The organism is Nocardia sp. alder85J, assembly GCF_020176955.2.
Lineage (GTDB): Bacteria > Actinomycetota > Actinomycetes > Mycobacteriales > Mycobacteriaceae > Nocardia.
Genome location: NZ_JAIUCZ020000004.1, coordinates 487,988 through 511,405 on the forward strand (window position 1 = coordinate 487,988; position 23,418 = coordinate 511,405).

At 67.6% G+C, this 23,418-nt stretch carries 27 protein-coding genes and 2 tRNA genes; 18 read left to right on the top strand and 11 right to left on the bottom strand.

Annotated elements, in window-relative coordinates; genetic code table 11:
• Positions 1-31: 31 nt before the first annotated feature.
• Positions 32-661 carry a TetR/AcrR family transcriptional regulator gene (locus LBW94_RS18220; RefSeq protein ID WP_225057204.1) on the bottom strand — a complete coding sequence of 210 codons (630 nt, stop codon included), beginning with the start codon at positions 659-661 and terminating at the stop codon, positions 32-34.
• A 107-nt stretch (positions 662-768) separates the two neighbouring features.
• On the opposite strand from LBW94_RS18220, the gene LBW94_RS18225 reads away from it, so the two are divergent.
• Positions 769-1,176, top strand: coding sequence for a Dabb family protein (locus LBW94_RS18225; RefSeq protein ID WP_225057203.1), 408 nt, complete (start codon positions 769-771; stop codon positions 1,174-1,176).
• Positions 1,177-1,220: 44 nt separating this feature from the next.
• Here the strand turns inward: LBW94_RS18225 and LBW94_RS18230 are convergent, their stop codons facing one another.
• Genes LBW94_RS18230 through LBW94_RS18240 form a run of 3 tightly spaced genes read right to left on the bottom strand, consistent with a single transcriptional unit; the run spans position 1,221 to position 2,594 of the window.
• Positions 1,221-1,652 (bottom strand): TIGR03668 family PPOX class F420-dependent oxidoreductase, encoded by a 432-nt coding sequence (locus tag LBW94_RS18230; RefSeq protein WP_225057202.1) that lies wholly within the window; start codon positions 1,650-1,652, stop codon positions 1,221-1,223.
• Between the two features lie 58 nt (positions 1,653-1,710).
• Positions 1,711-1,995 (bottom strand): YciI family protein, encoded by a 285-nt coding sequence (locus tag LBW94_RS18235; protein WP_225057201.1) that lies wholly within the window; start codon positions 1,993-1,995, stop codon positions 1,711-1,713.
• A gap of 56 nt (positions 1,996-2,051) precedes the next feature.
• A complete protein-coding gene (locus tag LBW94_RS18240; protein WP_225057200.1) occupies positions 2,052-2,594 on the bottom strand; it encodes an amino-acid N-acetyltransferase in 543 nt (180 codons plus the stop codon).
• Positions 2,595-2,713: 119 nt separating this feature from the next.
• On the opposite strand from LBW94_RS18240, the gene pgsA reads away from it, so the two are divergent.
• The 5 genes from pgsA (at position 2,714) to pspM (ending at position 6,991) form a co-directional block, all read left to right on the top strand.
• Positions 2,714-3,379: a CDP-diacylglycerol--glycerol-3-phosphate 3-phosphatidyltransferase gene (gene pgsA, locus LBW94_RS18245; protein ID WP_416276915.1), complete on the top strand. Its 666-nt coding sequence runs from the start codon at positions 2,714-2,716 to the stop codon at positions 3,377-3,379.
• Between the two features lie 22 nt (positions 3,380-3,401).
• Complete coding sequence (locus LBW94_RS18250) at positions 3,402-3,929, top strand: CinA family protein (RefSeq protein WP_416276916.1); 528 nt, start codon at positions 3,402-3,404, stop codon at positions 3,927-3,929.
• A gap of 94 nt (positions 3,930-4,023) precedes the next feature.
• Entirely contained in the window at positions 4,024-4,434 is a 411-nt protein-coding gene (locus LBW94_RS18255; protein ID WP_225057199.1) for a helix-turn-helix domain-containing protein, read from the top strand.
• A gap of 211 nt (positions 4,435-4,645) precedes the next feature.
• Positions 4,646-5,461: a PspA/IM30 family protein gene (locus tag LBW94_RS18260; RefSeq protein ID WP_225057198.1), complete on the top strand. Its 816-nt coding sequence runs from the start codon at positions 4,646-4,648 to the stop codon at positions 5,459-5,461.
• Between the two features lie 648 nt (positions 5,462-6,109).
• Positions 6,110-6,991: a phage shock envelope stress response protein PspM gene (pspM, locus tag LBW94_RS18265; RefSeq protein WP_225057197.1), complete on the top strand. Its 882-nt coding sequence runs from the start codon at positions 6,110-6,112 to the stop codon at positions 6,989-6,991.
• A 159-nt stretch (positions 6,992-7,150) separates the two neighbouring features.
• On the opposite strand, the gene LBW94_RS18270 is transcribed toward pspM, so the two are convergent.
• Entirely contained in the window at positions 7,151-7,558 is a 408-nt protein-coding gene (locus LBW94_RS18270) for a winged helix-turn-helix transcriptional regulator (RefSeq protein ID WP_225057196.1), read from the bottom strand.
• 80 nt (positions 7,559-7,638) lie between these two features.
• On the opposite strand from LBW94_RS18270, the gene LBW94_RS18275 reads away from it, so the two are divergent.
• Positions 7,639-8,076 carry a nuclear transport factor 2 family protein gene (locus LBW94_RS18275; protein WP_225057195.1) on the top strand — a complete coding sequence of 146 codons (438 nt, stop codon included), beginning with the start codon at positions 7,639-7,641 and terminating at the stop codon, positions 8,074-8,076.
• 19 nt (positions 8,077-8,095) lie between these two features.
• On the opposite strand, the gene LBW94_RS18280 is transcribed toward LBW94_RS18275, so the two are convergent.
• Both LBW94_RS18280 and LBW94_RS18285 read right to left on the bottom strand, forming a co-directional pair.
• Entirely contained in the window at positions 8,096-8,554 is a 459-nt protein-coding gene (locus LBW94_RS18280) for a MarR family winged helix-turn-helix transcriptional regulator (protein WP_225057194.1), read from the bottom strand.
• 25 nt (positions 8,555-8,579) lie between these two features.
• On the bottom strand, positions 8,580-10,130 hold the full coding sequence (locus LBW94_RS18285) for an MDR family MFS transporter (RefSeq protein WP_225057193.1): 1,551 nt from the start codon (positions 10,128-10,130) through the stop codon (positions 8,580-8,582).
• 160 nt (positions 10,131-10,290) lie between these two features.
• On the opposite strand from LBW94_RS18285, the gene LBW94_RS18290 reads away from it, so the two are divergent.
• From LBW94_RS18290 to LBW94_RS18300, 3 genes are all read left to right on the top strand, one after another.
• On the top strand, positions 10,291-10,749 hold the full coding sequence (locus LBW94_RS18290) for an SRPBCC family protein (protein ID WP_225057192.1): 459 nt from the start codon (positions 10,291-10,293) through the stop codon (positions 10,747-10,749).
• A 61-nt stretch (positions 10,750-10,810) separates the two neighbouring features.
• Entirely contained in the window at positions 10,811-11,584 is a 774-nt protein-coding gene (locus LBW94_RS18295) for a cyclase family protein (protein ID WP_225057191.1), read from the top strand.
• Positions 11,585-11,730: 146 nt separating this feature from the next.
• Positions 11,731-11,904 carry a hypothetical protein gene (locus LBW94_RS18300; RefSeq protein ID WP_194291065.1) on the top strand — a complete coding sequence of 58 codons (174 nt, stop codon included), beginning with the start codon at positions 11,731-11,733 and terminating at the stop codon, positions 11,902-11,904.
• Positions 11,905-12,074: 170 nt separating this feature from the next.
• Here LBW94_RS18300 and LBW94_RS18305 read toward each other — a convergent pair whose 3' ends face one another.
• Positions 12,075-12,626 (bottom strand): HD domain-containing protein, encoded by a 552-nt coding sequence (locus LBW94_RS18305; RefSeq protein WP_225057190.1) that lies wholly within the window; start codon positions 12,624-12,626, stop codon positions 12,075-12,077.
• A gap of 71 nt (positions 12,627-12,697) precedes the next feature.
• Here LBW94_RS18305 and LBW94_RS18310 point away from each other — a divergent pair, with 71 nt between their 5' ends.
• The 3 genes from LBW94_RS18310 (at position 12,698) to LBW94_RS18320 (ending at position 13,867) form a co-directional block, all read left to right on the top strand.
• Positions 12,698-13,498: an alpha/beta hydrolase gene (locus tag LBW94_RS18310; RefSeq protein ID WP_225057189.1), complete on the top strand. Its 801-nt coding sequence runs from the start codon at positions 12,698-12,700 to the stop codon at positions 13,496-13,498.
• A gap of 218 nt (positions 13,499-13,716) precedes the next feature.
• Positions 13,717-13,789: transfer RNA gene (locus LBW94_RS18315), tRNA-Trp, on the top strand.
• Between the two features lie 4 nt (positions 13,790-13,793).
• Positions 13,794-13,867 (top strand) — tRNA-Leu (locus LBW94_RS18320).
• A gap of 276 nt (positions 13,868-14,143) precedes the next feature.
• Here LBW94_RS18320 and LBW94_RS18325 read toward each other — a convergent pair.
• The gene (locus tag LBW94_RS18325) at positions 14,144-15,307 is read right to left on the bottom strand and encodes a hypothetical protein (protein WP_225057188.1); all 1,164 of its coding nucleotides are present in this window, start codon (positions 15,305-15,307) and stop codon (positions 14,144-14,146) included.
• The gene (locus LBW94_RS18330; RefSeq protein WP_225057187.1) at positions 15,304-16,407 is read right to left on the bottom strand and encodes a hypothetical protein; all 1,104 of its coding nucleotides are present in this window, start codon (positions 16,405-16,407) and stop codon (positions 15,304-15,306) included. Before LBW94_RS18330 ends, LBW94_RS18325 begins: the two co-directional genes overlap by 4 nt.
• Before the next feature lie 345 nt (positions 16,408-16,752).
• Here LBW94_RS18330 and LBW94_RS18335 point away from each other — a divergent pair, with 345 nt between their 5' ends.
• The 5 genes from LBW94_RS18335 to LBW94_RS18355 are packed head-to-tail and all read left to right on the top strand — an operon-like array spanning position 16,753 to position 20,309.
• Positions 16,753-17,619 carry an aspartyl/asparaginyl beta-hydroxylase domain-containing protein gene (locus tag LBW94_RS18335; protein ID WP_225057186.1) on the top strand — a complete coding sequence of 289 codons (867 nt, stop codon included), beginning with the start codon at positions 16,753-16,755 and terminating at the stop codon, positions 17,617-17,619.
• Positions 17,616-18,485 carry a nucleotidyltransferase domain-containing protein gene (locus tag LBW94_RS18340; RefSeq protein ID WP_225057185.1) on the top strand — a complete coding sequence of 290 codons (870 nt, stop codon included), beginning with the start codon at positions 17,616-17,618 and terminating at the stop codon, positions 18,483-18,485. The genes LBW94_RS18335 and LBW94_RS18340 overlap by 4 nt, the downstream gene beginning before the upstream one ends.
• Positions 18,482-19,084: an LOG family protein gene (locus tag LBW94_RS18345; RefSeq protein ID WP_225057184.1), complete on the top strand. Its 603-nt coding sequence runs from the start codon at positions 18,482-18,484 to the stop codon at positions 19,082-19,084. The genes LBW94_RS18340 and LBW94_RS18345 overlap by 4 nt, the downstream gene beginning before the upstream one ends.
• A complete protein-coding gene (locus LBW94_RS18350) occupies positions 19,084-19,626 on the top strand; it encodes an orotate phosphoribosyltransferase (protein ID WP_225057183.1) in 543 nt (180 codons plus the stop codon). The genes LBW94_RS18345 and LBW94_RS18350 overlap by 1 nt, the downstream gene beginning before the upstream one ends.
• Positions 19,626-20,309 (top strand): HAD family hydrolase, encoded by a 684-nt coding sequence (locus LBW94_RS18355; protein WP_225057182.1) that lies wholly within the window; start codon positions 19,626-19,628, stop codon positions 20,307-20,309. Before LBW94_RS18350 ends, LBW94_RS18355 begins: the two co-directional genes overlap by 1 nt.
• Here LBW94_RS18355 and alaS read toward each other — a convergent pair.
• Entirely contained in the window at positions 20,299-22,971 is a 2,673-nt protein-coding gene (alaS, locus tag LBW94_RS18360; protein WP_225057181.1) for an alanine--tRNA ligase, read from the bottom strand. The two genes, LBW94_RS18355 and alaS, sit on opposite strands and share 11 nt — an antisense overlap.
• Positions 22,972-23,418 lie beyond the last annotated feature (447 nt).

A 23,418-nucleotide genomic window follows, 5' to 3' on the forward strand; every position in this document is an offset into this window, starting at 1 on the left:
CCGGACTGACGGGTTGGCAGGCGTTGTCCGGCTAGCGGGCCGCGTAGGCGCTGAGGAAGGTGTCCGCCGCGGCGTCGGCGACGGTCTTCAGCTCGGCGACCGGCACCTTCCGGGTGCCGAGGCGGGAGCGGGCCTCCAGCGGGCCGGTGAGCAGGGCGAGGAACTGCTCGGCGGCGAGCACCGGATCGCCGGTGCGCAGCCGCCCGGCCAGCACCAGCCGGGCCAGCCGGTCCGCCAGCGCCTCGGCGATCCGCCGCGAGGTGCGGTCCTGCACGGCATCGGCCAGGTCGGGCATGCTCGCCAGCTGCGCGTAGGTCAGGCCGCGCAGCGCGTGGGAGCGGTCGCTGTTGCAGATCCGGAGCAGGCGGTGCGCGCAGTCCCGTAGCGCCGCTTCCGGATTCGCGCCGCTGTCGGTCACCCGCCCCACCGCCTCGAGGCATTGCGCGCCGATCGCGTCCGCCGCCGCCTCGACCGCGTGCCGCAGCAGCGTCTCCTTGTCGTTGAGGTGGTTGTAGACGGTGGGCTTGGCGACGCCCGCCTCGTCGGCGATCTCCTGCACGCACGCCTGGGCGTAACCGCGACGGGCGAACACGGTGAAGGCCGCGTCCAGGATGGCGCGGCGCTTGTCTATCCGGCCACGGCCGGTCGAAGCTTCCGTCACCCCCGAATGGTATCTCGGGTCAACTTTCTTGTACTCGCCGGTTCACTCTTGATCGTTACCCGATGGAGCATTATTTTGAACTAGCAAGTTCAATCGGGGAGGTAGTCATGATCTTTCACCAGCTGCGTTTCAGATTTCGGGACGAGACCACCGAGGAGCAGCGGGAGGCCGTGCTGGCGCGGATGCGGCGCATAGCGACGGTGGAGTCCGTCAGCTTCTCGACGGTCGGCCGCCGCCTCGGCGACAGTACCGAAGACGGCCTCACCCACGGGTATCACGTGGCCATCGCGGATCTGGCGGCGCTGGAGCGATACATGTACGACCCGGAGCAGATCGAGGGCGATCCGCACATCATCCCGCACATCCACACCCTGGTCATCGGCCCGGACGTGACCGACGACCCGGATCCGGAGCTGGCCGCGAAGGTGATGGAGATCAACCAGCGCAAACTCGCGGAATATCCGGAGTGGGCGGCACTGATGGCGAGCGTCCCGGATTTCCGTATCGCCCTGTAACCCGCCGCGGATCGCGCACGTGTCGATCAGGTGCGGGCCGGGGTTCAGCCGGTGTAGGCCCAGCCGGTGATCGTGTCGGCCTCGATCCGGATCACCGGGCCCTCTGGCGTATTTCCTTGATACTGAGGGTATTTCGCGACGAGCCACTCGATCGGTGCGACCCGTCCGGCCGCGCCGGTCATCACGTCGGCACGGCCGTCGAGTCGCACCCACCACAACCGGGTCCAGTCCTCGTCGTATTCGTCGGCGAGGATGCAGGCCCGCCCGGTCGCGGTGATGTTCCGCAACCGCCGCAGATTCGTGGTGGTCTTCGGCTTGTGGTCGACGGCGATCACCACCGTGGCCGCACCGGGCGGCGGGGACACGGCGAAGGTCACGGGCACCAGATGCGGCACCCCGTCCGCACCCACGGTGGCCAGCCGGGCCACCCGCGCCGCCCGGAACCGCCGCCACGCCTCGGAATCGTCCAGCCGCACCGGTTCACCGTACCGCCGGGCCATCCCGCCCCGGTCACCCCGGACCGGGCCGTGCGGTTCAGTCCGCGAACGCGCCGAACACCGGCTGCCATTCGGCGAACCGCACGGCGTCGATCACGCCGTTCTGGGCGAACGGGTCCTGCGCGAGCAGCTTCTCCAGCGCCTCGGCGTCGTCGGCGCGGAACAGCAGCAGCGCGCCCGAGCCGTCGGTGTAGGGACCGGTGGTGAGGACCACACCGGCCTCGGCCTGGCCGGCCAGCCACGCCCGGTGCTGCGGCCGATGTCGGTCACGGCCGGGAACGGTGGCCTCGGTGTAGGTGTAGTGGACGGCGAAGATCGGCACGGGGAACTCCTCTGTGCAACCGGGTGGACGGCGGAAAGGCGTGGGGCGCAACCGGGTCAGAGCGTCAGCAGCATCCGGGTATTCCCCAGTGTGTTGGGCTTCACATAACTGAGGTCGAGGAATTCCGCGACGCCGGTGTCGTAGGAGCGGCACATCTCCGCGAACACCTCGGCGGTCACCGGGGTGCCGTCGATCTCCACGAAACCGTGCCGGGCGAAGAAGTCCACCTCGAAGGTGAGCACGAACAACCGCTGCAACTGGAGCTCCCGCGCGGTGTCGACCAGTTGCCGCACCACCAGGTGGCCGACCCCGCAGCCCTGCGCGTCCGGGTGCACCGCGACCGTGCGCACCTCACCCAGATCGGCCCACAGCACGTGCAGGGCGCCGCAGCCGACCACCCGGTCGCCGAGTTCGGCCACCCAGAATTCCTGGACCGATTCGTAGAGGGTGACCAGGTTCTTCTCCAGCAGGATCCGGCCCGCGTAGAGGTCGATCAGGGCTTTGATCTCCGGGATGTCGGAGGTGCGGGCACGTCGCACGACCGGGCGTCGAGTATCAACGTCACCGATCGAATCGCTGTGCGGGGCCCGTGTTGTCATGGGGTGCACAGTAGTCGGACCGCTTACCGATAGTCTGGTGGAGTGCCGTACATCTCGCCCTGCCGTTCGACCCGTGCTGTCCGGGTGCGCGGCTGGGCCGGGCCTGGTCGGGGGTGCCGGTGACGGTGCAGAGTGACGACATGGACCGCGTCTGGCCGGTCGAGGCCACGCGGGCGCGGGCGAACGTGGTGAACGAGCCCGCCCGCGCGGCCGAAGCGGCGGTACCGCTGCTGAACATCGCCAACATCCTCACCGTGCTGCGCATCGCGATCGTGCCGCTGTTCCTGCTGACCCTGTTCGCCGCGGGCGGGCACGCCCCGGCCTGGCGGATCGGCGCGACGGTGCTGTTCGGGGTGGCGGCGGTCACCGACCGCATCGACGGGCAGTTGGCGCGCAAATACGGCCTGGTCACCGATTTCGGCAAGCTCGCCGATCCGATCGCCGACAAGGCGCTGATCGGATCCGCGCTGATCGGCCTGTCGGCGCTGGGCGACCTGTCGTGGTGGCTGACGATCGCGATCTGCGCCCGGGAGATCGGCATCACGCTGCTGCGGCTGGCAGTGGTGCGGCGCGGGGTCATTCCCGCCGGTCGGGGCGGCAAGTTGAAGACGCTGGTGCAGTCGCTGGCGATCGGCGTGCTGCTGCTGCCGCTGTCCGGCGCCTGGGCGACCGCGGGCCTGGTGCTCATGCTGGTCGCGGTGGTGCTGACGGTGGTCACCGGCCTGGACTACATCGTGCAGGCGATCCGGCTGTGGTCCGCGCCGGTCGTCCGGCCGCGGTCCTGACCGGATCGCCGCGGGAACTGCTGTGTCGTCGCCCCCGGGTGCCGGGCCCGACCCGCTGATCGCGGCCGCGCCCGCCGCCGCACTGGTGACCGCGCTGCGGGCCGCGGGCGCGACGGTGGCGACCGCCGAATCGCTGACCGCCGGTCTGCTGGCGGCGACCATCGCCGGGGTGCCGGGCGCCAGTACGGTGTTGCGCGGTGGCCTGGTGGTCTACGCCACAGATCTGAAACACACCCTGGCCGGTGTGACGCCGCACACGCTGGCCACCGACGGACCGGTCGCTGCGAGCACCGCCGAGCAACTGGCCGTGGGGGCGCGCACGGTGTGCGGCGCCGACTGGGGGGTGGGGCTGACCGGGGTGGCCGGGCCCGATCCGCAGGACGGTCATCCGGTCGGCACCGTCTATCTGGGCTTCGCCGGGCCGGAGACTACCGAGGTGATCCGGTTGAAACTGTCCGGCGACCGGTGGACCATCAGAATGGAAACGGTTCGTGCGGCTGTGACCGAGTTGATCCGCACGCTCGGAACTCACCCGGCCGGTGGCGTGTGAAGACACACCCCGCCGGCCGGGAACCAAGCGGGCGGCACGTGACGTTGTCACAGCAGAAGCTCGGTCCGGCGACAGAGAACGTGAGGAGAGCGACATGACGCTGCTGCGAGAGGCCATCGGGGACAGTTTGCGGCGCGCGCGGGTCGCCCAGAGCCGGACTCTGCGAGAGGTGTCGACCGCCGCGCGCGTCAGCCTCGGATATCTGTCGGAGGTGGAGCGCGGCCGCAAGGAGGCCTCCAGCGAGTTGCTGGCGGCCATCTGCCAGGCGCTGGACGTGCCGCTGTCGGAGGTGTTGTCCGACGTCAGCGCGGCCATGGCGACCACCGACGCGCGTACCCCGGCCCCGGCGGCCCCGGGCACCGCCGCCGCCGTGCCGGTGCCCGCCGAGCCCGCCGCCGTGCTGGTCCCGGTCGATTCCGCCGCCGTGGGACACCTGGCGGCCGACACCCGGATCGTCATCCCGGCGCCCAAGGCCGAGCGGTTGGTTCTGGTGCAGGCGAAGTGACGAACGGCCGAATGCGACGTGATCGGTATCGGCAAACCTGGGCGCAAACGCAGGAAGCGGTTAGATTTCTCTGTAAGCGTCGGTGACGGTCGGGTTTCTCCGCATTCGGCCCCGCGTGGTGGAGGATAGGGACATACAGGAGTGCGTGATGGTCGCGCACTACAGTCGTGCGGGAATCGTGCGGCGCGTCAGATGGAGGCGGGATCAACCGATGGCTAATCCGTTCGTCAAGGCCTGGAAGTACATGATGGCCCTCTTCGATTCCAAGATCGAAGAGCATGCGGATCCGAAGGTCCAGATTCAGCAGGCGATCGAGGAAGCACAGCGTCAGCACCAGCTTCTGTCGCAGCAGGCCGCCTCGGTGATCGGTAACCAGCGGCAGCTGGAGATGAAACTGAACCGCCAGCTCGACGAGGTGGAGAAGCTCAACGCCAACGCGCGGCAGGCGGTGCTGCTCGCCGACCAGGCCGCCACCGCCGGCGACAACGACAAGGCGATCCAGTACACCAACGCCGCCGAGGCGTTCGCCGCCCAGCTGGTCACCGCCGAGCAGGCCGTGGAGGACCTGAAGGTCCTGCACGACCAGTCGCTACAGGCCGCCGCGCAGGCGAAGAAGGCCGTCGAGCAGAACGCGATGCTGTTGCAGCAGAAGGTCGCCGAGCGCACCAAGCTGCTGTCGCAGCTGGAGCAGGCGAAGATGCAGGAGCAGGTCTCGGCCTCGCTGCAGCGGATGGACTCCACCCTGTCCGCGCCGGGCACCACACCGAGCCTGGATGCCGTGCGCGAGAAGATCGAGCGTCGCTACGCCAACGCCCTCGGTGCCGCCGAACTGGCCCAGAACACCGTGCAGGGCCGAATGCTCGAGGTCCAGCAGGCCAGCGTCCAGATGGCCGGCCACTCCCGCCTGGAGCAGATCCGCGCCTCCATGCGCGGCGACCAACTGCCCGCCGGCGGCACCGCCACCCCGCAGGCGATCCCGAACCCGGCCGCCGCGCAGCTCGACAAGGGCCAAGCCGCCCAGCAGTAACGGCCCGCTCGGAAGGACCATGTGATGGGGAGGCCACCGGACGAAGGCATACGGCCCACCGCCCGCCGGGGCAGGTGGTTGCCCGGTGTCACCCGCCCGGGGCCCACCCCCGGGGCCCTCGGTCCGGCCCCGCTGCCTCCGCCCACCGCCTCCGCCGATCCGGGCAGTGCCGCACCGTTCCCCCGTGAACAGCCGCGCGAATTCCCCGGCAGCCGTGGACGAGTCGGTCCGACACCTCCGGCCCGGCAAGCGGCAGCCGCCCACCCTGCCCCCGGCCGGGCCGGGCCACCGCTATCCCCCTCGAGTGGGACCGCGCCCGGCACCACCACCGGTGCCGTCGATGGACTCGGCCGGCCCGGTGCCCGCCCCGGCGCTGCCGAAGGGTGCGGCGGGCCCGGTGCCGGCTCGCATACAGCTCGGGGATTCGGCAGGCCGGATGCAGCCGAGATGTTCGGCGCGCCGGATTCCCGGCCCGGTACCACGGATAGGACCGCGGGGTTCGGTGTCGGCGAGGGTTCGCCCGGTGTGGAGGTTCCGCCGTCCGGTTCGGGTGCCTGTCGCTCGCGGAATCGGGCGAATGCCGCAGGTGTACAGGCGGATTCGGCCGGTGCGGGGTCACGGGGCCGCCGGGCGGCCGATAATGCCGGTATGGGTGCAGCGAACGGCTCGCGTGCCGGTGCCGCCGGGGACCGGCAGGTGATTCCGGGCATGGTGCGAGATATGTTGTCGCAGCGGGGGATCGAGGCCGAGCAGCTGGATCGGGCCCGGCAGGCGTCTGATACCGTGCGTGAGGTGGGGGAGCACGCGTTGCACGCGGTCCGCAAGTGGGCCGATCCGCGTGAGCGAGAGCTGCGGCGGCGCCGCCGGATCCGCAGGCGCACCCTGCGCTTGGGTGCGGCCTCCGGGATCACCGCGCTGGGCACCGCCGGGCTGGTGATCGCCTCGGCCCCGGTATGGGCCGTGGTGGTGGTCGCGGGCGGGGCCGCGGCGCTGGTCACCGGGGCCGCCGTCAGTACTCGCCGCTACCTGGAGCTGCGGCGGAATCCGTTGCCGCAGGCCGCCTTCGTGCCCACCAAGCTGCCGCCGGTGCGCTCGGCCGCGCGCACGTCGATAGCCCGGCTGGTCCGCGCCGAGCGGGCCCTGCACGCCCTCGGCGCCCAGATCGCCCGGCACGGCCGCCTGCCCGCCGACGACCTGGCCGATACGCTGGCGACCGCCGGTTCCGGCGCCGCCGCGCTACACGCCCTCGCCGCCGACGTCACGGCCATGGAACAGGCGATAACCCTTGTCGGGCAGGTGAAATCGGCCCCCGACCTGACCGTGCGGGTGCGCGTGGTGGTGGCCCGCCTGGATTCCGGGGTCGCCGAATACGAGGAACTGGTGGCCGCCGCTGGTCGCATCCTGGCCGCGCCGCTCAGCGCCGCGATCCCGGACGACCTCGGCTGGGCGCTGACCGATCTGCGCGACGCCGCCGACCGCCTCGACGGCTGGGCCCAGGCCCTCGCCGAACTCGCCGACCAGGGTCGCTGATCGCGTCCGCGATTCAGGCCGTCGGCCGGGCACATCCGTCGGCTCACACCGTCGGCCGATCGCCCGGGTATGCGTCGTGTCGGCCCCGGCGGTGACATCGGCTGATCCCCCGGCTGGATGCGCGCGGGCCGATGGCTGTGTGCCGCCGGCCGATCGCGCTCACCGTGTCGGATTGCCGGGTGGCATCGCCGGGGGATGGGTGTCGTCGTAGGCGGTGCGGGCGGCGACGACCGAATCGCGGTGTCGCACTGCCCAGCCCCGCAAGGTCTGCAAGGTGTCGTGCAGTTCGCGGGCCATGTCGGTGAGGGTGTACTCGACCCGCGGCGGGACGGTCGGGTACACGGTCCGGATCAGCAGGCCGTCGCGTTCCAGCTGCCGCAGTTTCAAGGTGAGCATGCGGCGGCTGATCCCGGTCAGCGCGCGTTCCAGTTCGGCGAACCGGACCGGGCGCTGGGCGGCCGCCGCGACGATGCCGATGCTCCACTTCCCGGACACGTGGTCGAGGACCTCCGACACCGGGCAGGCCTGCCCTGCCAGGACAGCTACATCGATGTGACTCTGGGACACGAAAGTGCCTTCTTCCGCTGCGACGATGCCGGACACCATCATGATCCCGACATCGCAGCGCTACCGCACGGAGGAAGATCATGACCAGCACCCTGGGCGAGCTCGCCGACCGGCTCGCCGTCATCGATACCGTCATCGCCTACGCCACCGCCGTGGACGCCCGCGACTGGGAATCGTTCGCGGCCTTGTACACCGCCGACGCGGTGTGGGAGTACCGGGCCGGTGGTGAACGGTGGGTGGGGCCGGCGGCGATCGTCGCGCGGGTGCGCGGTGTCGAGAAGTTCGACGCCACGCAGCATTACGTCACCAACCATGTGGTGGATGTCCATGGTGACGAGGCCGGGCACACCTGTTACTACGAGGCCCGGCACCTGCGCGGTGACCGGCAGTTCGTCGCCGGTGGCCGCTACCGGGATCGGTTGCGCCGCACCGGATCCGGCTGGCGGATCGCGGAGCGGACGCTGCTCGGCGTGTGGTCGGAGGGTGATCCCTCGATCCTCGGCGACGCCGAAGGCTGAGCCCGGCAACGGGTTCCGGTCAATCCCCACCGGCGTCGTTGTTGAGCCGGACCAGCAGTGCGGCGAGCGTCGCGAGATCGGCCTCGGGCCAGGCGCCGAGCCGTTCCCGCAGGCTGCGCTGCCGGTCGGCGCGGCAGGCGGACAGGCGTTGCCGCCCGTCGGGGGTGAGGTCCAGCAGGTACGCGCGGCCGTCCTCCGGGTCCGGCTGCCGGGCGATCAGGCCGAGCGCCTGGAGTGCGGTGAGTTGCCTTCCCGCCGTGGCCTTCCCGATGTGGAAGTAGGCGGCCAGATCGCTGGGGCGGCTGGGCCCGACGGCGTCCAGCCGCACCAGGAACGCGTACGCCGCGGGTTCCAGGCCCGGATGCACCTTCTCCGCGGCCTCCCGGGCGACGCGGCGGCCGCGGCGCAGCGCGACCAGCAACTGCTCCTCGATCTCGTCGACCGCGTCACCCACCGCGCCCACATCCTGTGCCGTCATGATGCGTGGATCCCGACCTCGTTGGTTACGACGAGCCGATCGTATCGGCCGAGTGTGCCGCGGTGGCAGCAGGTGCGGGGTGGGTCGCCTGGGTGGACGACCGCAACGGCACCTCCTTGATGAACAGCACCGCGATCACCGTCAGCAGCGCCAGCGGGGCGTCGATGAGGAAGACGTCCGCGACACCGTGCCCGTAGGCGGCCTCCACCACGGCCCGGACCGGGCCCGGCAGCTCGGCGAGTTTCGGCAGTCCGTGCCCGGAGCCGCCGGCGGCGTGGCTGCCGATGGCGGCGAGCCCGTCGTTCACGTAGTGGGTGATCCGGGTCGAGAGGACGGCCCCGAGCACGCAGACGCCGACCGCGCCGCCGAGCGAGCGCATGAAGGTGACGATCGCGCTGGCCGCGCCCATCTCCTGGATCCGGACCTGATTCTGCACGGCCAGCACCAGATTCTGCATCGTCATGCCGACTCCGGCGCCGAGCATGACCATGTACAGCGCGAGCAGTGCGTACGGCGTGTCGGCGCGCGCGGTGCTCAGCAGCGAGACCCCGGCCAGGGCCAGCAGGCTGCCCAGCACCAGAATCGGCTTCCAGCGGCCGGTGCCGGTGATGATCCGGCCGCCGACGACCGCCATGAACGCCAGGCCCAGCACCATCGGCAGCGTCTCCAGTCCGGCCATCGTCGGCGACGCGCCGCGGGCGAGCTGGAAGTACTGGCTCAGGAAGGTGGTGCCGACGTACATCGACACGCCGACCGCCAGCGAGGCGGCGACGGCCAGGGCCACGGTGCGGCCGCGCAGCAACCGGACCGGCAGCACCGGTTCGCGCACCTTCAGTTCCACGATCACCAGCACCACCGCCAGCACGAGCGTGCCGCCGACCATCAGCACGGTCTGCCAGGACAGCCACGCGTACTTCTCGCCCGCGAACGACACCCAGACCAGCAGCAGCGAGGCCGCGGCGGTGACCAGGGTGGTGCCGAGCCAGTCGATCCGCACCGGGCGCTTCACGCTCGGCAGGTGCATCGTCTTCTGCAACACCACCATCGCGATCGCGGCGATCGGGATGCCGATGAAGAAGCACCAGCGCCAGCCCAGCCAGGAGGTGTCCACGATGGCGCCGCCGACCAGCGGGCCCACCACCGTGCCCAGGGCGTAGACGCCGCCGTTGTAGCCGGAGTAGCGGCCGCGCTCGCGCGGCGACACCATCACCGCGAGCACGGTCTGGGTCAGCGCCGAGATACCGCCGGCGCCGATGCCCTGGATGGCCCGCGCGGCGATCAATTGCCCGACGTCGACGGAGAATCCGGCGATCAGCGAACCGGCCATGAAGATCAGCAGGCTGAGCTGCACCAGCAGCTTCCGGTCGACCAGATCGGAGAGTTTGCCCCAGATCGGGGTGGTGACCGTCATCGCCAGCAGGGTCGCGGTGATCACCCAGGTGTAGGCGTTCTCCCCGGCGTGCAGGTCGGCGATGATGCGCGGCAACGCGTTGGAGACGATCGTCGACGAGAGGATCGCCACGAACATGCCGGTCAGCAGGCCGGTCAGGGTTTCCATGATCTGCCGGTGCGTCATGGGCTGTCCGGGCGGAGCAGTGTGCTGCGCGCGGCCGGTTTCCGAGAGCTGGGTCACCCTGCTCCTCGCTTTCGGTGTTTAGTTGCTCGGAGCTACTATATCAAACTAGTTGCGTAAGGCAACTAAATTCCGGTGACCGGGACTGTGTTCTGATCGAGCCATGACAGAGAACAGCGACAGTCCCCGGATCGTCAGCGCGATGCGGGAGATCGCGGCCCCGGCCGCCGACATCTTCGAACTCATCGCCGATCCCGCCCGGCAGCCCGGCTGGGACGGCAACGACAACCTCGCCCGTGCCGCCGCCGGCCAGCGGGTGCGGGCCGCGGGCACGGTGTTCGCGACGATCCTCACCAGCGGCGCGGTCCGGGAGAACCACGTGGTCGAATTCGAGGAGGGCCGCCGCATCGCCTGGCGCCCGGCGGAACCGGGCAGCCGCCCGCCCGGCCATCTCTGGCGCTGGGAACTCGAACCGCGGGACGCCACCCACACCCGGGTGACCCACACCTACGACTGGACCGCGCTGACCGACGAGTCCCGGCTGGCACGCGCCCGGTCCACCACGCCCGAACGCCTGCACGCCTCCCTGGAGCGCCTCACCGAACTCGCCGAGCGGCGCTGAGCACGCGATACGCTCGCACGGAACCGCGTCGCCGGTCGCCGTCTGGAAAGAGAGTGTGTTCGTGAGCGTCCTTCCCGCCCTGGTCGAGGCCCTGTCCACCGGCCGCCTCGAGGTCCTCGACCTCACCGCGCCGCTGAGCCCCGACACCCCGGTGCTGCACCTGCCGGAGCCGTTCGCCAACACGATCCCGCTGTCGCTGGAGAAGGTCAGCGATTTCGACGCGGACGGGCCGTTCTGGAGCTGGAACAACATCCACACCGGCGAGCACACCGGCACCCACCTGGACGCGCCCGTGCACTGGGCGTCCGGGCGGGAAGGCTCGAGCGTGGACCGGATCCCGCCGTCACGGCTGCTCGGCCCCGCGGTGGTCGCGGACTTCACCGCCGAGGCCGCCGCCGATCCCGACTTCCTGCTGGAGCCGGCGCATCTGGACGCGTGGGTGGCCGAGCACGGCCCGCTGCCGGCGGGCAGCTGGCTGCTGTTCCGCACCGGCTGGGGCAGCCGCTCGGCCGATCCGGTGGCGTTCGCCAACGCCGACGAGAACGGCCCGCACACCCCCGGTGTGTCCGCCGCCGGCGCGCAGTGGCTGGCCGCCGCGCCGATCACGGGTTTCGGCGTGGAGACCGTCGGCATCGACGCCGGGCAGGCCGGCGGGCTCGAACCACCGTTCCCGGTGCACTACCACCTGCTCGGCGCCGACAAGTACGGCCTGACCCAGTTGCAGAATCTGGACCGGCTGCCGGTGTCCGGCGCGATGCTCGTGGTGGCGCCGCTGCCGATCGTCGGCGGCACCGGCAGTCCCGCCCGGGTATACGCCCTCGTCGAGCGGGACTGACTCCGCAGGTCAGGGTTCTCCCTGATTTCCCGCCGCCCCGACCCGGAATTCGGCCCGCGACCGGTGCGTTTCCCTCCAACGATTGCCACTATGGAGTGGTCGGGTCGTACGCAAGGCGGTCCCGGAAACCTTCGGGAGGAAGTGTCATGTTCTGGAAGATCCTCGGCATCGTCGCACTCGTGTGGGTGGCGATGATCGTGATCGGCGCCTTGGTCAAGGCGTTGTTCCCGATCCTCATGATCAGCGCGATCGTGTTCGGCCTGTACCTGCTGTACAAGGCGGTGTCCGGCTCGAACAAGGCACCGGTCGACAAGCTGTAGACCCTCCGGCGGGCCGCGCGGGACATCCGTCCCGGGCGGCCCGTCCGCATGTCCGCGCGTGGTGCTCGCTGCCGGGCGGCGGTCGTTCCACAAGGTGGCGGCCGGGTTCCCGGTGTCCGGTGGCAGCGTCCGCCCGGCACTCGGTGGCTCTTGTCCGGGTGGCGGGTCGCTCAGCGCCCGGCGGCCACGCGTTCGACGGTGTCCCGCCAGGTCGCCAGCGCGACGACCGCCAGCCCGACCACCTTGCCCGCATCGTCGGCCCGGCGCAGTGCGAGCGCGGCCGCGAAATCGGGGTCGGCCTCGAAGACGGCGCGCTCCGCGGCGGTCATCGCGCCGCCCTGGGTGATCAGGGTGCGCCGGCTGGCGGGGGAGAGGTCGTGTGCCGGATTCGTCCCGGCCAGATACCGCTTCGCCGGGATGTGCAGTGCGACCAGACGGGCCACCCGCTCGCCCAGCAGTCCCCGGACCGCGTCGGCGCCGTGCCGCCCGTGCCCGGCGTCGTCGCCGGGGACCAGGAGATGGCCGATATCGTGCACCAGTCCGGCGATCTGCAACTGCTCGTCGCCGGGATGGTCGCGGCGCAGCAGTTCCGCGCACTGCCGATCGTGATCGAGCAGGTCCACCGGGTCGCCGCTGCGATCCGGCGCATCCCAGGCATCGGCGCAGTCGGCCAGCAGGCCCATCAACTCGTCCACGGAACGCAGCGGCGATACGGTCGGCACGGCCGCAGCCTAGGCGCTCGAATCCGCGATGTCGCGTCCGCCGCCGGATCCGGGGCGAGTATCAATGACATATGCGCCACCCCGCCCGCCCGATCATGAACGCGCTGACCTTCCAGCCGCAGCGGCGCATCACCGTGACCCCGGCGCGGTACGGGCTGACGCACGAGGACCTGTCGCTCACCGCCGCCGACGGCGTGCGCCTGCACGCCTGGTTCGTCCGCACCACCGCCGCGCAGCCGATCGGCCACATCCTCTACGCCCACGGCAACGGCGGCAACATCGGCGACCGGTCCCCGATCCTGGCGCTGCTGTCCGCCGCCGGCTTCGACGTCCTCACCTTCGACTACCGCGGCTACGGCCGCAGCGCCGGGCGCCCCGATGAACACGGCCTGTACCGCGACGCTCGCGCGTCCCGCGACGCGCTGCTGTCCCGCCCCGAGGTCGACCCGCAACGGGTGCTGTACCTGGGCAAATCCCTCGGCGGCGCGGTCGCGATCGAACTGGCGACCGAATTCCCGCCTGCCGCAATGATTCTCATGTCGACGTTCACCACGCTGCGGGACGCTGCCCGCTCGATCTACCCGATGCTGCCGAACCCGTTGATACCCAACGCTTTCCCGAGCCTGCGCCGGATCCGCTCGATCCACGTGCCGACCCTGGTGATGCACGGCGACGCCGACGAACTGCTGCCCATCCGGATGGGCCGGGCCCTGTTCGACGCCGCCCCCGGCCCGAAGCAATGGCGCGCCTACCCCGGCGGCCACCACAACGACCTGGTCCTGGACCCGGGCTGGGCCCCGACCGTGGCGGCCTGGGCCCGCACCGCCCTGGCGGCGCGCCCATTGCCCACCCGTCGCGACGGCACCCGGTAAATCCCTTTCCCCGCACCACCTTCCGGCGCTACCATCGAAACATCGCACAGCAGTACACCACCGAGAGGAGGCCCGCAATGACCCGACGCAGCACTTCGCGCCGGCTCACCGGCTCCCGATGGTGTTCCACCGCCCTGTCGGTCCGTTCCGCACTACGCTGACCCGTCGCGGTATCTCCGCGCGTCGCCGATTCCCGTGCGTCCCGGCCGTTTCCACCAGTGGACGTAGCTCAATCGGAAGAGCGACGGTCTCCAAAGCCGTGCGTTGGGGGTTCGAATCCCTCCGTCCGCGCTGATCCCCTGTAGCCCAACTGGCAGAGGCGTCGGTCTCAGGTACCGGATGTTGCGAGTTCGAATCTCGCCGGGGGAACGTACAGCATCTGCACCACCAACTGAATCCCCCCGGTGATTCCGGAGACTTACTGATCGGCGGCGTGTCGACCCGCGCAGCTGAGTGTTCGCTGTCGGGTGGATCGGTCGAATCTTTTTGTGGCGCAACTGAGGAGCGCGGAGCCTCTGCTAGGAAGGAGATCCGACCAAGATCAATTTGAGCGAGGTTCCGCGCCGGGATGACCGTGACATACACGGCGGCGCTGCCATTGCCTCAGATCGTCGACGACACTTGATCGAATTTGATCGCTGTCATCTATTCGGCACCTATCACTGGCCCCGAGGGCCAATACGCCATGAGTTCGTCAGGTGTGTGCGGTGCCTGGTAGACGGCCTGAAGAACCTTCGATACCGGCGCGCCGGTCGTGTCGGCCAGCCGGACGAACCAGTCTATTCCTGCAGAATAAGACCAGAGGTAAGATCGCAACAGGACATCAGTGCCGCGGTCGGTCAGCAAGTCGGCGATCTGCGAATCAGTCCAATAGGGCACACTCCGTCGGGCTTGCTCGGCCAGGTCGAGTATCGGCTCTCCAGCTGACAGCGCCAAGTGCAGCTGGCCGCGGACAAGTTGATGGTAGTGATCCAATCGCACACGTGCGACGAGCATTTCGTCGTCTGGCGTCACGATCAAGGGCATGGCCTGAGCGAGACCTTCGAACAGTACTTGACTCGGTGAGTGGACGGAGCACAGCCGGATCCATGGCACATCTTCACTGGCACATCGGGCCGCTATGGTCGCGAATTGTAGTGCGTGACCCAGTATTTCGTGCAGAGCGAACTGGCGGGCCGCGACCCTGGTGAAGCGGGAGTTTCGGTGGTTGATTCGCAGCCTGACTTTCTGTCCGGCACCATCGAGCCAATAGCTCCAATAGGCGTCAATATCAACAGATTCGATGCTGAGGTCGTAGGACGCCACCGACTTCGTCGCTGCTCGTACAGCCGGCTCCAAGTCGGCCGCGGCTTCCCGGATCGCATCGCCGCTGTCGGTCGAGTCGAGAACTCCCTCCATCTGCATCAAGTCGGCCATGGTCTTCGGGCCCCAGCCCACACCGAGCGCATCGAGACACTGCCGTGCTCGTTCCAGATGTTGGTGGAGGTACCCCTGTGACCAGCCTTTGGGCTCGCACCCCTGCGTTCGGAGAACGTACTGTTGCAGCGGTTCCCGCTGGCCGAGAAGGGCCGCGCAGTATGCGATGTCCGCGTCGATCCTGGTCGCAAGAGAGGAATCACCAGCCGCATCAGCTTCAGACTTCAGCACTGACAGGCGTTGCAGTGCCTCGAGCCTGCTTTCGACGGCCGGGATCTCTGACGTGCTGGGGAAGCAGTCGTAGTCGATTACCGGCTGTGCGTCGCGCTCGATCTCGTAGCGATTCCACGCCCGCAGGGTGTGCTCGGCAGCGTCACGCAGCTCCCTCGTCACAGTTCGACCTCCCAACGTAGTGTGACCGATTCGTTCGGCCGCAGGTAGTCTCTGGTCAGCGTAACCACGATGTCATCGCCGTCGTAGTCCCACAGTAGGTCCTCGGTTGCGCTGCCGATCAGCCCATTCGGTTGCACCTCCTCGCCCGAACACGTGATGAGCCGATGGCCGCCTGCCTGGCGCATGACGATCGTGAACCTACGGGTGTACCGCCGAATGTCCTGTCGCCAGTAGAAAGCGTCGATGAATCGGCCACCGGTGCAGGCGTAGCTGATCATGCCCGTTTCCCCAGGCTGGATCGGCGGCGATACCTGACAGGAGAACTTGGCCATTGTCGCTCCCGCATTGTGCGTCCGATCGATGGAGATCTGGCGATGGTCTCGACGAAGAGGTTCGATGCGCAGGCCGTCCGGCTCAGCGTGCTCGAACCACAACTCCCGTGCAACCCGCGTCAGCGGCTCATCGGACATGTTGAAGATGTCGTGTGTGTAGCCGACGTGCGCCGTTCCGTCCACATCGACGTGGATTTCGATTCGCAACTCCAGCTCGACGACGTTGCCTACCAGGCTCGCCAGCTGCACCGTCTCCGTCGAGTTGAGCCGAAGTACCTGGGACAACGCAGCAAGCTTCTTTCCGATCCGCCGCGCGCCCTCAGACAGGTCGGCAGCGTCGAAATCATTGACTGCCTGAGGCAATTTCGGTGTGCCGGTGCTGGTCGTAGCAGGTAGACGTACCGGACCCCAGCCCGTGACACTGGTGTCCCGTGTCTGCAAGGCCGCGGCGACCGCCTCGACGAGTGGTCCATACCCAAACCCGTTGCGGGAACGACGCTTCAGGCGATCCGCCACGAGGTCGATCGGCGAGAACAACTCTTCGGCAGTCCAACCGGGGAACATGCTCTCGAGAATGCGGCAGTGGTGCCCTCGTGGAACGGTGTTGAGTGTGCCGGCGAGCCACTTGTAGTACTGACCTTTGGTTGGTGGTGTGGCCGTGTTCCCGCTCAAATCCAAAGCGGCGGCATGTTTCTTGTATTCCGCCGAGAACGCGGTGTGTTCATGCAAGCGTTGGTCCTGAAGAAGGACCTTCAGAGCGATGCTCATGGTCGAACCCCCCGACCTCCTACTCCGGAAGTGCTCTCTCCCAAGGGATCTTACCGAGAAGGTGACCAAAGGAGACTCAAGGAGCCGAAACCGCTCACATGGTGTAACGAAAGGCGACTCTGACCTGGACGAAAGTAGCGTGCATGGCCGCCGATTTGCATCTTCCTCGCCCCCGGGCAGTAGCCCGGGCGCCGGAAAGGGACCACTTCCGCCGGAACCCGGTGATGGCCTTGCCGCCGCGGTCGATGTCGCTCGTGCGAAGCAACGCCGTCCTCGTCGGCGGCTGTGTTGTAACTCCGTTTCGCCTCACCCCGTTCGAGGCCCCTGAAAGGAAGGTGATGTGACATGCTGCCCACTGCGGATGTGGACAACCGGGCACTACTCAGACAGGTTGCTTGTCTCCGGACGATCGACGACTCACTTCTGGAGCGGCTGCGCCATGAGGCACTGACCGTTCCGGATGAGCAACTGTGGGTCGAGGAATATTCGCAGTACCAGTCGGGAGGGTGGTCGACCCTATCCCTGCTCAACGGCTCGGGATCACCTACGGATGTGCGGATCATGGACTGCACTCCGGTGGAGACAACGCTCCTGGAGCGTATGCCCGTGACGCGAAAGCTGCTGGCATCCTTGGGATTGCGGTACATGTGGGTGCGGCTTGCTCGCCTCGGCCCGAATTCGTTCCTCTGGGAGCACCGCGATTACGACGAGCTCAGCGATTCCGCGCGCCAACGCCTGCACATACCGCTGATGACCAACAGTTCGGCCATGCTCGTGGCCGGCGGCGTTCGGGTCTGGCTACGCCCAGGCCGGATCTGGCGACTGACGCCGACGCATGTGCATGGTGCATGTAACCTGCTCGGTCCGGATCGGTATCACCTTCTGCTCGACTGTTATTCCGATGACCGCCTGGCCGAGCTCATGGCCAACGAATGGCTCGATGACGCGGACCTTGTGCAACTGCCCCCGGCGACCGAGACCGAACTGCAGGGACACTTCCAGAAGGCGCTCTCGTTGGCACGCCTGGGTTACCGCCAGTCGGCGGAGAGGTATCTGCTGCGGTTGTTCTACCAGCGATCGATGCCCGAGGGACTGATCTACGACCTGATCTCCTCGCTGTACGACGTACTTGGCGACGCCGGCGCGGCTCGCGAGTGGAGTGCCAGCAAGACCACGATGTTGGGCCTGGCTGGATCTGGGGGAACAGCATGAATTCGCCGATCTTGACCAGGCTCGCCGAGGCGAACCGTCCCGAGCAGTTTGTGCTGCTCGAGCACGCGACGAAGAGACTCACCACGAGCGATGCGGTGACGCACCTGCTGGTGCGAGGCTCTCTGGCCCGCGGTACGGCCGATCGGCTGTCCGACGTCGACTTCGTTGTCGGCGTGGAAGATTCCCTGTTCGAAGAGTTCGTCTCGGTGCTGGACGCACTGGTCACCACTGATCTCGGCGGCGTCCTGCCGGGGTGGTGCGACACCATCGTCGGCGACATGGGCGGTCTCGGCTATGTCTACCTCATCGGATGGGCCGGCCGTCTGCAGCAACTCGATGTGTACCTTGCTCCGGCCAGCTGCATCGGTCGTGTACGAGAACAAACGGTCTGCCAGCCGATTTTCACGCGTGACCCGGCGGCGGTGTACCAGCCGGTCCCCGGAACCGTGCGGTTTACGGCAAACATGATCGGTAAGCCTCGGTCCTGTCAGGATCTGCTGGTCGAGGCGCTGGTCATCGGCTATCTGATCCGCAAACGGATCTCGCGCGGCCAGGAGTTCATCGCCTACTCCGAAGTCTTCTTGTTCAACACTGCGGTGAAGAACCTGATCAAGACGGCGCTGGCGCCCCTGTCGACGTTCTACGGCTGGTACCAACTGAACGAGGAAATCGGTACGACGCCGATCGGGCGGCAGTGCCTGAACCACCTCGTAGCGCTGATCTCCGCATCCGCGATCCCGACGGTTGCATGGCTGATCGAAGGACTGGACCACGTGCTCACTGTTGCGGACATGGTGGCGCCGGAAACAGTCGACAACCTCAAACAAGCAATCGACGCCTACCGCTACTACCTGGAGTTGCCATGAGTTCGCCAACCCGAACATCCTTCAGCGCAACCTTTTTCGGCGGCGTTGTGCCAGCGTCGGACGCCGAACAGTCGCTGGCCTGCGACATCGGCCGAACCTTGGCCGAAGCAGGGTTCGCCCTTCAGCACGGCGGGTACAACGGCCTGATGCAGGAAGCCGCTCGCGGCGCGGCCAGCGCAGCTGGCGAGGTCGTTGCCGTTACGCTGGCCGAGATGAATTGGGGGGACTTCAATCCCTATGTCTCCCAAGCATTCCGACTGCCCAGGATGGGTGATCGACTCCATCGGTTCCTGGATGGGGCCGACTTGGTGGTGGCGATGGGCGGCGGCGTCGGAACCCTGCACGAGCTGACCGCGGCAATGTGGTACGCGGGTAACATCCGCCCGGTGCCGGTATGGCTGGCCGGTGCGACCGTGCTGCGACTGTTGGCCTTCCTGCGATCGGAACATTGGTTGTTCGAGTCGCCAACCCGGCCGCTCGGCTTCCTCAAGGAGATTCCCGACGCCGCCGCATTCGGCCAGGCGCTCACCCAGCTGACCGACAGAGGCGCCTTCGCTGATGCAGCGATGGCGACTACACCAGCGAATGGACGTGGCTGATGTTGCCGACGAACCTCGTTGTCCGCATTCGGGCAGCTGCGTTACAGCACGGCGAGTTCACGCTGGCATCGGGTGAGATGCTCGATGAGTACTTCGATCAGTACGCGCTCGCTGCTGATCCTGTACTGCTTCGCGACGTGGCTGGCGCGCTCGCCCGGGAGCTTCCACGACAGATCGACAGCCTGGTCGGCGTAGCGCTGGGCGGCGTGCCGCTCGCGGTCGCGACGTCCGCTGCCGCCGGGATTCGTGCCAGCTTCTACCGGCCCACACCCAAGACGTACGGCACCTATCGCCAGATCGAGCCGGACTTCGGCAACGACAGCAGAGTGGTAGTCGTCGATGACGTCGTTCGCAGCGGCACGCAAGTCCTTCGAGCAGCTGAGACTCTGAGTGAGGCCGGCGGCGTAGTCATAGCCGTCCTCTGTGTGCTCGACCGGGAGCTCGGCGGCCGTGAGCTGTTGGAACAGAACGGGATAGAACTGAGGTTGTTACTCACCCCAGCAACGCTCTATGGGGTCGAGCCCGACAGAAACGCCAGCTGATGCGGCATAATCGAACGCCTTCGTGCGCAGCGCTGTTCGATCTGGACGGGGTCATCATCGACACGCGCGCAGCCACAAAAGAAGCGCTTCGGGCGCTTGTCCTGGCTGCTGCCGCACCAGTCGATTCGGCAGCACTCGACGCATGCGTCATGCTCCCGCCCGTTGATGCGCTCGAATCGCTCGGTGTACCCGGAGCGCGCCAGGCATACCGCGACCAGTTCGACGACGCATTATCTTTCGCCATCGGCAAGCTACGCGTTTTCGAGGCGGTCGTGTCCGGTATGGCAGCACTGGCGGAAGCCGGAGCCGGACTCGGCATCGTCACTGCTCAGTCGCGTAACCGCCTACGTTACCTCCTCCCGCCAGAGGTGGCAGGGTTGGTCGATGTTGTCATCGCCCACGAAGACGCACCGGCCAAACCCGCACCGGACGGTATCTTGGCCGCGTGCACACGTCTCGGCGTTCCAGTCGAGCGTGCTCTTTTCGTCGGGGACACGCCGACCGATGTGCGGGCCGCCCGGGCCGCCGAAGTGCTGGCCGTGGGCGCGGGATGGGGGTTTGCTGGGCCCGCTGTCCTCAGCACCGAAGGCGTGGATGTTCTGCTCACGGGACCGGATCAAGTCGGCCCGCGAGTGCTCAGGCACCTCGGGGGCCGACTGATCCGACCCGCGATCACACTGTAACGGTCTGCTCGATCACGCGGCGGACTTCTTGCAGTGCCTCGGCGGTGGCAAGCGGGTCGGTACCACCACCCTGGGCGATGTCCGGCTTGCCGCCACCGCCGCCTTTGAGCACCTTGGCTGCGGTCCGTACCAGATCACCGGCTTTGAGTCCGCGTTCGCGACCCCGTTCGTTGACCGCAGCCACAACGATCGGCTTCTCATTGGCCAGCGCGGTCACGATGACAGAGGCCGGTCGCCCCTCGAAGTGCTCGCGAATGTCGAGCGCAACGCTCCGCAGTTCCTCGGTGGTCACCGGCTCCGGCACATGGGCGGTGACCACGGCGACATCACCGATCAACTGCGCACTCTTGACGAACGCCTCCGCCGACTGACGCAACTGAATCGCACGGAAACGGCCGATCTCCTTTTCGGCGTCTCGCAGCTGCTTCAGCACCGCAGAAACACGATCGCCGATCTCGCTGGTCGGCACCTGCAGGATGTCGGATACCTTCACCGCCATTGCGCGTTCCTTGGCCAGGAAGCGGAGTGCTTCGATCCCCACGTATGCCTCGATACGTCGCAAGCCCGACCCGACCGACGATTCGCTGATCAGCGTCAGTGGCCCAACCTGCGAGGAATGGGACACATGCGTCCCACCGCACAGCTCCCGTGACCAGGCGCCGCCGATTTCTACGACGCGAACTTCCTCATCGTAGGCTTCACCGAACAGCGCAAGAGCGCCCAATTCTCGGGCTTTCGGCAATGTCATGTACTCGACCGCCACCGGCAGATCACGCCGTACGGCCAGGTTCGACACTTCCTCGATCTCGCTGCGGGTCTCCGGCGACAGCCCACCTGCCCAGGAGAAGTCCAGGCGAAGATAGCCCGGCTTGTTGTAGGAACCGCTCTGCAGAGCGGTCGGCCCGAGCACCTGGCGCAGCGCGGCATGCACCACGTGGGTGCCCGAATGAGCCTGCCGGGCACCGATCCGCCATTCAGGATCGACCTTGGCCAGCACGTTCTGCCCCTCGGTCACCTCGCCGCGGCGGACGCGCACCTGATGCACCCACAGCTTGCGGGCGACCTTCTGAACGTCGAGTACTTCCAGTTCGATGCCGTCGGCCACGATGAGGCCGGCGTCGCTTTCCTGACCGCCGGATTCTGCGTACAGCGGCGTGCGGTCCAAAACGACTTCGACGATGTCGTCTTCACCAGCCGACGCGATGCGCTCGCCCTCACGGAGCACGCCCCGGACAACTGCCTCGGATTCCAGCTCGTTGTAACCGGTGAACTCCGTCGGACCGAGAGCAAGCAGATCGCGATAGACGCTGGTCTCGCCGTGCCCGCCGGTCTTGCGGCGGACGGCGTCGGCCTTGGCACGTGCCCGCTGCTCTTGCATCAGCTTGCGGAATCCGGTCTCGTCCACGGACAGGCCCGCTTCAGCGGCCATCTCCAAGGTGAGATCGATAGGGAACCCGTACGTGTCGTGCAGCTGAAACGCCTTGTCACCGGGCAAGACGAGGTTGCTGCTTTTACGGACTGCGTCGGCGGCCAGATCGAAGATAGCGGTGCCCGCCTTCAAGGTCTGGATGAAGGCAGCTTCCTCGGTAACGGCGATTCGATCGATGCGTTCCCGCCCGCGGGTCAACTCGGGATACATCGGACTCATCACCCGAATCGTCCTGCCGACGAGTTCGTGCACCACCGGGTCTTCGGACCCGAGAAGGCGCATCATGCGTACAGCCCGGCGCAGGATGCGCCGCAGGATGTAGCCACGGCCGTCGTTGGCCGGGGTGACACCATCGCCGATGAGCATGACGCTGGTCAGGATGTGATCGGCGATGACCCGCAAGGAGACATCGTTGCGGACGCTGGCACCGTACTTGGCACCGCTGAGCTCAGCCGCCAGATCGAGGATCTGCCGGGTGGTGTCGATATCGAAGATGGTCGGCACGCCCTGAAGCAAGGCCGCCATACGCTCCAGCCCGAACCCGGTATCGATGTTCTTCGACGGCAGATCACCCAGGATCGGATAGCCTTCCTTCGCGGGGCCTTCCCCCCGAATGTTCTGCATGAACACCAGGTTCCAGATCTCCAGATAGCGCTCATCGTTGGCCACTGGGCCGCCATCCTGACCGAACTCAGGGCCACGATCGAAACAGATCTCCGAACAGGGACCGCACGGGCCAGGAACGCCCATCGACCAAAAGTTCTCCGACATGCCCAGACGCTGGATTCGCTCGGCAGGCACACCGATGTCGCGGCGCCAGATCTGCTCGGCCTCGTCGTCGTCGAGGTACACCGTGACCCACAACCTGTCCTCGGGCAGTCCGAGACCACCATCGGCAACCGGACTGGTCAAGAACTCCCAGGCATAGGGGATCGCCTTCTCCTTGAAGTAATCGCCGAAAGAGAAGTTGCCGAACATCTGGAAGAACGAACCATGGCGGCTGGTCTTGCCGACCTCTTCGATATCGACCGTCCGCACACACTTCTGCAAACTCGTCGCACGCTGGTAGGGGGCCGGTGCCTCGCCCAGGAAGTAGGGCTTGAACGGTGCCATACCTGCGTTGATCAGCAGCAGCGTGGGGTCGTCAGCGATCAGCGATGCCGAGGGCACCACCGTGTGACCCCGGTCCTCGAAGAAACGAAGGGCGCGGCTACTGATGTCGGCCGAGTGCATAGACGCCTTCCAAGTGGTGTCGGTGGGCGCTGTGGGAAGGGGCAGCCCCCAAGCCTTGGTGTTAGAGGTACAGATCGATCCTAGTTCCGCCGGTCCAGCCGATTTTTAGAGCCCCGATGCCGCCGCGGATCTTGTATTCGACTTCAAGGCGTATGGAACAGTCCGTGATCTGCCTGTTTCCGGCTACCTCCCCATAAGTAGCTGGGCTGTGAGCCTGGGGCCAGGGGATTGGCTGACCGGGCAGGGAGTGGCGCGCCGCATCAGCGACAGCCCTCGGACCTGGGCGCTGGCCGAGAACCCCGAGAACCTCTGAAATCGCCCCCGGGTGGGGAACCGGCACCGGCCGGTTCCCCACCAACGCGTTGCTTGCCTGCCCACACCTCCGCCGCCGCCACACGCGCCGATTGGGCGGGACCCCGGGCCGACCACGACCCGCCGACCGGCGAA